Origin of the sequence: Streptomyces sp. CC224B, from assembly GCF_030010595.1 — a bacterium.
GTDB classification, from domain to species: domain Bacteria; phylum Actinomycetota; class Actinomycetes; order Streptomycetales; family Streptomycetaceae; genus Streptomyces; species Streptomyces longispororuber.
The window spans coordinates 87,907-97,811 of sequence record NZ_JASCXL010000022.1 but is presented as its reverse complement, the minus strand read 5'-3'; the positions used below and the strand labels follow the sequence as shown (position 1 = coordinate 97,811).

Sequence of the window (9,905 nt, the reverse complement as noted above, 5' to 3'; positions counted from 1 at the left end):
CGCGGCAACACCGCCGCAGCGTTCGCCGTCTAGCGTCGCCTGACGTGAGGACGCGGACACGGAACACCCCGGCCCCGGCGCCCCGGGCCGGGCCCGGGGGGGGGGGGGGGGCGGGCCCCGGGGGGGGGGCCCCCCCCCGGAAGGATCACAGCTGGCGGTCGATGGGAAGCAGGAGGACCGACACGCCCAGGGGGTTGATGGCGGTGGTCGGCTGGTCGGAGCCGAGCACGTCGGCCAGGGCCGTCTGGAGGCTCTGGTCGGCGACCTGCATGGTGTTCTGGCCGGTGAGGTCGAGGCGCCCGAGGGTCAGGTAGACGCGCAGCAGGAGCTTGACCGCGTTGCGGGTCTCGTCGCTGGTGGGCGGGTTGACCCCGGCGCGCGCGGCCGCGGCGGCCATGTCGGCATTGGTGAGCCGGTTGATGAGGCTGATGCTGAGGTCCGGGCCGAACTCGCCGAAGAGCTCGAAGGCGATGGCGGTGGCCTTGCGGATCTGGTTGTGGCGCTTGCAGGTCGGTCCGGAGGTGCCCTTGGGGTAGACGGAGCGGGCGTCGGGCAGTGTCGCCATGGCGTGGGTCTCCTCGCTGGTTGGGTGCGGGTGTTGTGCCGAGAGGGAGTCCGTAGGTGCCGGGGAGCCGGTCGGCAAAGGGGCCGGGCCCGCAGGCCCGGCCCCCGCAGGGGTCAGCCCGCCGGGTGGGCGTTGATCTTGTAGTCCGTGGCGCGGATCCGGTACGCCGCCGCCCGCGCGCCCTGCGCGCTGGCCCCGGTGAGGGCCTTCGCGTTGTTCAGGAGCAGGGCCCGCTGCTGGGCGGCGTCCTCGGTGGCCAGGCGGCGCAGTTCCTGCTCGGTGGCCTCGCGCTGGTCGGCGGGCACCTGGTAGCGGACCCCGTTGGGGACCGTGTAGCCGTTGGTGTCGGTGAGGCGGATCTCGTACGTCATGGCCTGCTCCTCGTTCGCGGGGCTCCTTGTCGGCACTGGAGACACTACGCGAAACCCAATACACAGGCAATAGATATCGAGGGGTGCGGGCATCTTCTTGAGCTCAACAACCCCCTGATCAGACGCGTGTTGAGGCGGGCCCGGGGGCGGCGTAGCCGGTCTCCCCGGTCTCGCAGAAGAAGGCGTCGTCATGACGGACGCCGCGCGGCCACAGCCCCTCGCAGGGGCGGTTGTCCATGACCACGCAGCCCCCCTCGTCAAGCATCAAGCGGAACCATGCGAAGCCCCGCTCGCCGTACGGCACCTGCCGGTGCCCGGCGGGCAGGAGGGCCCCGGTGTGCGCGGCAAGGCTGCCCGGGACCGGGCGGCCGTCGTCGCCGTAGGCGGTGCCGAATGTCCCGATGGCGACCGGGCCGAGGCAGACCATGCACGGGCAGTGCGCCCGGCATTCCCGGCCGCGCGCGTGCGCCAGATCCGGGCTCCAGCGCGGCCAGTGCCCGCTGCGCCCCGTCCACCCCCGGGCGTCCCAGCGCTCCTTGATGCCCTTGCAGGTGCGGCAGGACGCGGGGGCCGCTCCCCCATGGGAGGCGATCATCCGCTCGTAGGCGGCCCGGGTGTCGGGCATGATCCAGTACGTGCTCTCACTCCCCCACCCCCAGCCCGGCTTGCCGCGGTGGACCAGCGGCAGCATGTCCGGGCCGCTGGACGCCTCGAGCGCGAGAGCGAGCAGGGCATCCGTGTCATCTACGGCGGCCAACCAGGCCCCGCCGGGCAGCGCGGCCGCGACGGCGGCCGCGACCTGTTCGGCCCGCTCGCGGGTGAGGTACGCGAAGCGGGTGGCACGGTGGCCGTCGGGCGTGGAGATGAGCCAGCACTGCGCGCCCTCCCAGGCGGAGTCTTGGCGCAGCACCGGCTCCTCGGGGGGCAGCGGGAGGGACCAGCCGGTGTGGACGACGAGTCCGCCTGGCTGCAGGTAGCCGGTGCCGGGCTCTTTCGGCTCCCCCTCGGGGAGGGCGGGCGTGAAGGCCACCTCCACCGGCGCACCGGGGAGCCGGGCGGCCGCGGCGCTCATGACTCGTCGTCGAGTACGACGGGGATCATGAGCACACTGGGCTTACCGGGCGCGCCCTCGACGGCGAACGGCAGCAGACTGTCGGCGGCCCCGAAGAGCGCCTCGGCGACGTCCTGGTTGCAGTCCTCCCAGCGCACCGGCTCGGTGATGGCGCCGATGACGGCGTCGACCACATCCTCGGTGGCGGGCGGCTCAAGACCCAGCACCTGCGCGGTGGCGGCGACCTGGGTGGCGGTCAGCTTGGAGACGTGACCGCCGCGGCGGAAGGTCGCCCGGATCAGGGCCGCGGCGTAGTCAGCGGGCCGGGGGATCTCGTTGAGCTGGGACATGGACTGCTCCTCAAGGGAGAGGGCTCTTCGTCGGCGCTTCCCATCCTAAGCGAAACCCAATACACATGGAACATGTTATGCGTGATCGGCATATCGCGGGCCCGGCTCCCACGGAACCGGGCCCGCCCTAGGGGCTGTTGGTCCCGCTCACGTCCCGGTGAGCACGAGCCGCCGGGTCGGCACCGGCTGCCCCGCCTCCCGGGCCCGGGCCTTCAGCCGTTCCCACTGCCGCTCCACCGCCTCGCCGGACATCTCCAGTTGCGCTCCGATCTCCTCGAAGGACCTGGGTGACCACTCCATGAGGTAGCCGATCACCTCCCGGCGGGCCGCCTGGTTGAGCACGACGCTCTCCCCCAGCAGGAACCGGGTGGCCGCGTGCGGTCCCGCTGGCGCGGGTGGCGCGGCGTCTAGGGCCGGCAGGGCCAGCGGGTCGTCGATCGTCTCCTCGTCCCACGCCAGCGGCGGAACCCACCGCTCACGCCGCGCCCGGGCAAGGTTGCGCTCGCAGGTGTCCAGAGACATCGACATCTGCGCATACGCCCTGCGCACGGCCTCATCACATTCGATGGTGATACGCGCCCACCTGCCGCCCAGCAGCCGCGAGATGGTCACTGGGTCCAAACCGCTGGCTTCCACGATCGTCTTGCGCCAGTGCCCCAGCGCGTACAGAGCCTGCAACCGACGCCGCGCGCCGACGCTGTTGACCCTCGACATCGCCGACCGGTCCACGCCCCGTACCGCGAGAATTTTCTCCGCCAGGGCCCGGCTCATGGTCGGCCGCCGCTCCACCAGGAGCTGGCTGAGGGAACTATGCGGCGCCCCAGCGGCCCGCGCGACCTGCCCCACCGGCACGGACTCCACCAGCTTCGCCAGATGCGCCAGGGCTGGCCCGGAGGGCACCCGCCGAGGGCGACCGGCACGCCGGGCGACCCGGCGTTCCAGATCAGCTCGCGAGGCGGCCTTCGTGCACGGCTTGCATCGGCAGGGGGCCCTACGGCTGGCGTAGCGGTTCGCCGTGCCATGCGGCGGGAGCGGCCTGGTCATGCTACGGGAACTCCGATCTTCCAGACCCGGATGGTGGCACCCGGTCTGGGTAGGGCGTCCGGGTGCGGGGTGACGGGAAAGACCTTCTGCACTTCGAGCGCCACGACCTGCCCGTCGTCGGGGAACACGGAAGCGTTGCACAGCGCGTCCAAGACGGCGCGGGCGTGGTGGTCGATGTCGCTCGTTGTTCGGTTGGCCGGCCAGAGATCGCCGCGCTTGGCGGCGGTCGGGCTCCGCTCGACAGTGACTCCGATCTGCACCGCGACCGGCCCTGTGATCTTGCCGTGCGTCCGGTTCGGCTTGCCGCACGCCCGGCAGTTGGGCCACTTCTTCACGCGTACCCGCTGATGGGTGCCCAGGGCCCGGGTCGCGGCCGCTGTGATCGCACCGCGCCAGGGCATCAGTACGTCGTGGTTGGTGTGCACGGCCCGGCCGCGGCCCTTGAAGCTGATGGCGCCCTGCCCGGCCGGGGTACCAAGGACGGTGATGTCCAGGACCTTGATCGCTGGCGGAACTATGAGGGCGGAGTCGGTCTCGTTCATCCGGCGGTCCGCTTCAGGAACTCCGTGTATGCACCGGCGACTGCGGCGGCGAGCGCGTCCAGGAGAGCGCCGTCGCCCGCGTGGCCGGGAAGCCGGATGCGGATCACCTCGGCCATGGCCTCGCGCACACCGGGCCGCGTGACCGCGAGGTAGGCGCCGCTGGCCTGCAGCGACCACCGGACCTCGCGCCGGTCGGCCGACTCCTGCCGCCTCCACTCCTCCGGCTCGTCGAAGGCGATCTCCACACTGTCGTCGGTGCGGACCCGGACGCCGCGCACAGGCGCCCAGTGGTACCCCTCTCCCCCGTCCATCGTCGACAGGGGGATGGGGACCTCCACCGGCGTGGTGGGGTCGATGCTGGCCAGGACGGCGCGCAGCAGGCCGACCGTCAGGGTCTCGTACGAGTTCGTCACCGTCGCGGCTCCAGGCTCATGGAGATAGGGGTCTGCAGCCAAGTGCGGCCGTCGAGTTCGTTACCGGCCTTCTTCTTGCCGAGCCGGTACACGCCCTGCCAGCTACCGGTGTCGGGCACCTCGGCCTCGGGCAGCGCCTCGCCGGTCTCGGCGTTGACGTACAGGGCGGGCTCGGGGAAGGGCCGGCCATCGGACTCCGGCCGCCAGAAGGGGCGGAACTCGCCCCACTGCTTGAACAGGAAGGGGACGCGGCGCCTGCTCCGGCTGCACTGGTCGCGCAGGGAGCGGGCCCACGCCGGGTGCATCGGGCGGGACTTGGGGCCGCTCTCCCCTCCGGCAATCACCCAGTCGACCGGTCCGAGGCCGGCCATGCCGAAGGAGAACGACTCGCATGGTTCCCGGAGTCCGTAGCGGCCGTCGAGCGCGTCGACGAGGTAGTCGGTGTCGCCGCGGAAGGGGATGCGGGTCAGGTCGACCGGCCCGAGCAGGGGCTCGGCGGAGATGAAGCGCCGGGCGGCCGCGGTGCGCAGCAGGGCCGGGACGCGGGTGTTCGCGGTGCCCTGGTCCTCGACCGAGACGCCCATCCAGAGGTTGGGCAGCGGCCACTGCCGGGCGCGGCCAAGAGCGGCGTCGCGGTTGAGTACGGAGGCCTCGGTGTGGACCGCGGCCACGAAGTCCTTCGAGCTCATCAGGGACCGCATCCGGCCGTGCCGCTTGGTCAGCACCTGATAGGTGTGCTGGGGCGTGCAGGCCATCACCGCAAGGATGCGGGCGATGAACTCCCCGGGGACCGCCTCGTGGAAGAGGTCGGACTGGGAGTTCACGAACACCCGGCGCGGCGTGCGCCAGATGCCGGTGCCGCTCAGCGGCTGCAGGAGCCGTTCCTCGAGCAGGTTGACCTGGCCCGTCCAGTCGACGCGGTCGGTGTTCGAGGTGGTGCCGGCGTACGCGGCGGAGATCTTCGGGTTGGGGTTGAAGGACCGGATGCGTGCCGTGGAGATCGCGTAACAGCCGTCGCAGCCCCGGGAGACCCGGGTGCAGCCAATGATGGGCGACCAGGTCACGTCGGTCCATTCGATGCTGGTGCGTGTGGCCACGAGGTGGCCTCCTTGTCGTGAAGCGGCCGGTCCCGCGGTGCGCGGTGCAGGCGGAGGCCCATCACCGCGCACTGCGGTCCCGCCCGCCGGGGCGGGCTCGGATGGCGGCAGCGATCAGGGCCGAGCCGCGGCCGCCGGTCTGGGTGGTCAGTCGCAGTCGTCGACGTGCGCCTGACCCTGCTTGGGCGCTGAGGGCTCGAGCTTCGGGGTTTTCGGCTTCGCGGGCGCCGGAGGCGGGCCCGGCTTGACGACGGCCACTGCGGCGAGCGTGTCGTCTTCGCAGTCGTCGTCGGGTTCGTCAGAGCAGGCGGCCAGCAGGCCGAGGGCCATGACGGTGGCCATGGTCGCGGCGGCGGCGCGGCGGCGAGTGGTGTTCACGTGGTGACCTCCTGGTCGTTGACCGCAGCCTGTGCGGCGCGGTGCGGATTGGGGTGAGCGCGGGAGTCGCTGTGCGGGCTGGGGGTTGTCCATGCGCCTGTCGGCATGCCGGGCCCGGGCGGGGGTTCGGGGTGTCCGGCGAGGGCAGCGGGGGTGTGGGCGGGGCAGCGCCAGCCGGTGAGGTAGTGGCGAACGCTGCGCTGGGTCTGGCAGCAGCGGTGTTCGGACCCGAGCCAGTGGGTGCACGCGCGGGCCGTCATGCGGCCGCCTCTGCCTGGTGGAAGGCAGCCCGCAGCCGGGTGCCGATCCAGGTGCCGACCTGCGGCGATACGGCGTTCCCGAAGCCGTCCACCTGAGCGCGGGCCGTCCCCCAGACCTTGAAGGTGCCCCGGTGCTCGCCGAAGGTGACGTCGAAGCCGCAGCCGCGGCCGATCTCGTACTCCCGCATCATGCGGAAGTAGCAGTCCTCCAGCGGCAGCTCGGCGAGGGTGGCCCGCCACTGCGCCGTGAGCAGCGCCGTCGTGTCGTGGGCGGTGATGGTGCCGAGCGGGTCGCTCAGCGGGTGCGGCGCGGTCTCGTTGCCCCTGGACCCGTTCTGCTTGTACCAGCCGGCGGCCGTGAGGAGCCCGGGGATCTGGTCCGACGTGACCGTCGGCATCGCCTCGCCGGGCCCGGTCGGCAGGGTGTTCTTGCGGAACGGGATCACGCCGGAGGAGACGACGGCGAGGGTCTCCGAGCCGACCTGGGTGGGCAGCGGCTCGTGTGCGCCGCGTGGCCCTCCCTGGTAGTTGTCCACCGCCAGCGCCATCGGAGGAGTGATCAGTCCCGTGGTGTTCGTAGCGGTCTGCGCCCACAGGGGCTGGTCGAAACCGCGGCTGCGGCAGGTCGACCCCGGCCGCTCGAAGGTGTTGCCCGCGGCCGCCATGAGGGCGCCGGTGGACAGGATCGACGTCTCCTGCTGGCTGGTCTGGGTCGCCAGCGGCTGCCACGGGTGCTTCTCGGAGCCGTGCACCCCCTTCGCGGGCATGAGGATCGCGGGGAAGTCGGCGAACCGCTGGCGGCAGCGCTCGGCGCGGGCCATCGTCGAGCGGGCGAGCGGCCCGACGAAGCCGTCCTTGAACGTCTTGACCGGCTTGTCGCCGATGCGGACTCCGAGGTCGGTCAGGTCCAGGGCGGCCAGCGACGGCGTCATCGGGGGCACGACCTGGCGACGGCACGAGGGGCAGCGGTAGTCGTACTGCTTGCCGTACTCCACCAGCCCGGACGCGGGGACACCGGTGCGCCAGGTCCATACCGCCTCGACGTCCTTGTCGCAGTGGTGGCAGCGGGAGACGGGCCGGTGCTCCAGGTCGGGGGCGGGCAGGGACTTCTTCCAGAACGCCCAGTAGCCGCGGTTGCGGGACTGCGGGACGCCGAAGAACTGCGAGTTGAAGAAGCAGACCTTGTGGTCGTAGTCGAGCAGGTCGAACTGCTTCAGCCACCACCGGTACGTGCTGCCGTCGCCGACCTTCGGCCGGCCGGGGATCGCCGGGCCCCACGACTGCAGCCCGGTCGTGCACTCCACGAGGATCATCCGCGGATGGTGCTGGGCGGCGTACTGCAGGACGCAGGTCGCAGTGGCCCGGTCACGCTCCGAGCGGGTGACCCGGGCTTCGTAGTCGGGGTCCTCCAGCTCGAACAGGGCCAGGCCCTGCTGGTAGGCCCTCTTCGTGTTCGCCTGCGAGTGGTTCACGCAGGAGATGCCCGCCACGAGCAGGTCGGCCGCGGGCAGGTCCCGGGCGGAGTGGTAGTCCGACGCGTCGGGGTCGACCAGGTCGGCGATCCAGTGTTCGGCCTCGGGGTGGTTGGCCTCGTGGACCTCGACCTTGTAGGCGTTGTGGTTCGCCGCCATGATCGTGGTGAACCCGGCTTCCGCGATGCCCTTGGTGAGTCCGCCGAAGCCGGCGAACAGATCGACCGCGACGGGGTCGTCGTGGCGGAAGCGGCGGCGCCGCGTGGCGGGCCGATGCGTGGCGGTGCGGATTCTGCGGGTGGACGCGCGCGTCATCACTGGGTCCCTCGAGCCTGTCGGCGTTCTCTACCTGTCGGCACAGCGGTCCCTTCCGGTACCGGTGCTGCCTGGGGTGCGTGCTGAGGGGTGCGCTGTCGCCCCTCCTGCGCCGCCGCTCGGATGCGGCGCACGGCGTCGCGGGCTCCGTCGGCGTCCTCGTCGTGCTGCCCGTGGTGGTCGGTGTCGATGGCGTCGCATTCGTCGAGGACCGCGGCCAGGCGGGCCTCGGCGGCCTGGCGCAGCTCGTGCGCGGTGGGCCGGGTGCGCCGCTGGATGGTCACGGTGTACGCCTGGTCCGGGAAGTCGCCGTCGCGTACGTCCAGGGACAGGGTTGCAGGGACGGTGGCCTCGGTCTCCAGGTAGTTCTCCGCGCCGTAGCCGTCGAGCATGCCGTGCATGGCGGCGACGAAGAGGCGGACGATGTCCTTGGCCGGCTCGAGATCGAGGGTGAGGACGCCGTCCTTGGCGGTGAGCGAGCGGAGCATGGTCCCGTCGACGAGGATCTCCACGGCGAGGTCGCCGAGGCTGTCGACGGCGGCCAGCGCGGCCCGGCCGAAGTCGGGCCGCCGGCCCGGGCGCCGCCAGTGCCTCCAACTGGCGGCGAGGGCGTCCTCGATGGCGCGCTGCGCCTGGGCGATGCGGCGGTCCCGCTCGGCCTGCTGGCAGACGTGAGGGACAGCAGGGTCGGCCGGGGCCGCGGCGGGCACCTCGGCGTGCGACGGCCGGGCAGCGAGCTCGGCGCGCAGCCGCTCGACCTCGTCGGCCAGCACCCGGCCGATCTCCGCGAGCGCGGCCTCCGCCGACGAGCCGCCGTAGGAGGCGGTCGACCACGTCGGCGCGGGCCGCTCCCGGTACTGCCGCAGCCGCACGAGCGCGGCCTCCGGCGTCATGGCGGCGTCGTTCATGCCCCACCGCCGTCGAAGTCCTGCACGGTGACGTGGTCGCCGGGCCGGATGCGGTCCGGGATCGCTGAGATCTCCCCGTACTCCGTCAGCACCTGCGAGAGGCGGTCCAGGACCTCGTCGGCTGGCTCCGCATGCCGCTCGTCGGCCGGTTCCTCGTGCTGATGGCCGCGCAGCGCGCGGGACAGTTCATGCACCAACTGCTCGCGCTCGGCGGGATCCAGCCGCGTCCTCCAGCCGATCGCATCAAGTCGCGCCGCACCGCTCATGCGGTCCTCCCCGGTGCCGTGCTGTGCCCGGGGCACTGTGCGGCCTCGGTCTGGGTGGCGGTCAGGTCGCGGGGGTGCTTAAGGGTCCGCTCGTGGATGTGGCCGTGCGGGCAGCGGCTGCGGCCGGTGAGGACCTCGCCGTCCAGGGTGAAGTGCAGTTCGGTGGTGTCGTCGACCAGGGCGTGGGCGGTGCCGTCGTCGTGGATCGTCCAGTCGCCCGGTTCGACGGGGAGCATGGCCTCGCCGGCGCCCGCCCACACCCAGAGGGCGGCGCAGTTGGCTTCCTGGGCGACGACCAGCTCAGGGGGCACCATCTCCCGGCGCTCGCCGCTGGGTGACTCCAGCCGCAGTACGCCCGGTTCGTCGACGCGCAGCATGTGGGCGAAGACGGCGTCGCTTGCCGCCTGCTGCAGTGCGGCCGCCAGCTCGTTGAGAGCGACGGGGTCGCCGGTGATGGTGCCGAACTTCCCGGTGACCACGCCGTGGCGGAATCCGTCGCCGGGGCGGCTGTCGATCTCGTACGTCTCGCCGCGGGCGGGGTCGAGGGCGGCCAGCGCGATCGTCGTCATGCCGGCTCACCTCCGGTGACGTCGAGGGGGCTGAGGCCGTCGGCGTCCAGGTAGGTGGCCCAGTCGATGCACAGCGCCGCGTTCGCCAGGACGGTGGCTGCGCGCCGCAGTTGGGTGGCGTCGCCGCGGACGACCAGCGAGCCGGTGCTGACGGTCGCGGCGTAGGAGCCGTCGAAGTCCCGGATGCGGTTGATGCGGTAGCGGGTGTCGGGGGTGAGCTCGATCTGCGGGACGTGCGGCGGCTCCGTCTGGGCCAGGGCTCCGCGCGCCGCGTCGAGCAGGCGCTTCATCTTCATCGGGCAGC

At 72.3% G+C, this 9,905-nt stretch carries 15 protein-coding genes; all 15 read right to left on the bottom strand.

Annotation, left to right across the window (positions count from 1 at the left end; genetic code table 11):
• Nucleotides 1–145: 145 nt before the first annotated feature.
• Complete coding sequence (locus QK440_RS11635; RefSeq protein ID WP_282792971.1) at nt 146–565, bottom strand: hypothetical protein; 420 nt, start codon at nt 563–565, stop codon at nt 146–148.
• A 113-nt stretch (nt 566–678) separates the two neighbouring features.
• Nucleotides 679–936, bottom strand: a complete 258-nt coding sequence (locus QK440_RS11630) for a hypothetical protein (RefSeq protein ID WP_282792970.1) — start codon at nt 934–936, stop codon at nt 679–681.
• A 118-nt stretch (nt 937–1,054) separates the two neighbouring features.
• On the bottom strand, nt 1,055–2,008 hold the full coding sequence (locus QK440_RS11625; protein WP_282792969.1) for a hypothetical protein: 954 nt from the start codon (nt 2,006–2,008) through the stop codon (nt 1,055–1,057).
• Nucleotides 2,005–2,337 (bottom strand): hypothetical protein, encoded by a 333-nt coding sequence (locus QK440_RS11620; protein WP_282792968.1) that lies wholly within the window; start codon nt 2,335–2,337, stop codon nt 2,005–2,007. The genes QK440_RS11625 and QK440_RS11620 overlap by 4 nt, the downstream gene beginning before the upstream one ends.
• A 147-nt stretch (nt 2,338–2,484) precedes the next feature.
• Nucleotides 2,485–3,237 carry a hypothetical protein gene (locus QK440_RS11615; RefSeq protein ID WP_282792967.1) on the bottom strand — a complete coding sequence of 251 codons (753 nt, stop codon included), beginning with the start codon at nt 3,235–3,237 and terminating at the stop codon, nt 2,485–2,487.
• A gap of 140 nt (nt 3,238–3,377) precedes the next feature.
• Complete coding sequence (locus QK440_RS11610; protein ID WP_282792966.1) at nt 3,378–3,923, bottom strand: RusA family crossover junction endodeoxyribonuclease; 546 nt, start codon at nt 3,921–3,923, stop codon at nt 3,378–3,380.
• A complete protein-coding gene (locus QK440_RS11605; protein WP_282792965.1) occupies nt 3,920–4,336 on the bottom strand; it encodes a hypothetical protein in 417 nt (138 codons plus the stop codon). Before QK440_RS11605 ends, QK440_RS11610 begins: the two co-directional genes overlap by 4 nt.
• Nucleotides 4,333–5,433 (bottom strand): phage Gp37/Gp68 family protein, encoded by a 1,101-nt coding sequence (locus tag QK440_RS11600; RefSeq protein ID WP_282792964.1) that lies wholly within the window; start codon nt 5,431–5,433, stop codon nt 4,333–4,335. Before QK440_RS11600 ends, QK440_RS11605 begins: the two co-directional genes overlap by 4 nt.
• A gap of 147 nt (nt 5,434–5,580) precedes the next feature.
• Nucleotides 5,581–5,811, bottom strand: coding sequence for a hypothetical protein (locus QK440_RS11595; RefSeq protein ID WP_282792963.1), 231 nt, complete (start codon nt 5,809–5,811; stop codon nt 5,581–5,583).
• Nucleotides 5,808–6,071, bottom strand: coding sequence for a hypothetical protein (locus tag QK440_RS11590; protein WP_282792962.1), 264 nt, complete (start codon nt 6,069–6,071; stop codon nt 5,808–5,810). Before QK440_RS11590 ends, QK440_RS11595 begins: the two co-directional genes overlap by 4 nt.
• Complete coding sequence (locus tag QK440_RS11585; protein WP_282792961.1) at nt 6,068–7,858, bottom strand: DNA cytosine methyltransferase; 1,791 nt, start codon at nt 7,856–7,858, stop codon at nt 6,068–6,070. Before QK440_RS11585 ends, QK440_RS11590 begins: the two co-directional genes overlap by 4 nt.
• A complete protein-coding gene (locus QK440_RS11580) occupies nt 7,858–8,766 on the bottom strand; it encodes a hypothetical protein (protein ID WP_282792960.1) in 909 nt (302 codons plus the stop codon). The genes QK440_RS11585 and QK440_RS11580 overlap by 1 nt, the downstream gene beginning before the upstream one ends.
• Entirely contained in the window at nt 8,763–9,032 is a 270-nt protein-coding gene (locus tag QK440_RS11575; RefSeq protein WP_282792959.1) for a hypothetical protein, read from the bottom strand. Before QK440_RS11575 ends, QK440_RS11580 begins: the two co-directional genes overlap by 4 nt.
• On the bottom strand, nt 9,029–9,601 hold the full coding sequence (locus QK440_RS11570; protein WP_282792958.1) for a hypothetical protein: 573 nt from the start codon (nt 9,599–9,601) through the stop codon (nt 9,029–9,031). Before QK440_RS11570 ends, QK440_RS11575 begins: the two co-directional genes overlap by 4 nt.
• Nucleotides 9,598–9,897 (bottom strand): hypothetical protein, encoded by a 300-nt coding sequence (locus QK440_RS11565; RefSeq protein WP_282792957.1) that lies wholly within the window; start codon nt 9,895–9,897, stop codon nt 9,598–9,600. Before QK440_RS11565 ends, QK440_RS11570 begins: the two co-directional genes overlap by 4 nt.
• Nucleotides 9,898–9,905: the final 8 nt, after the last annotated feature.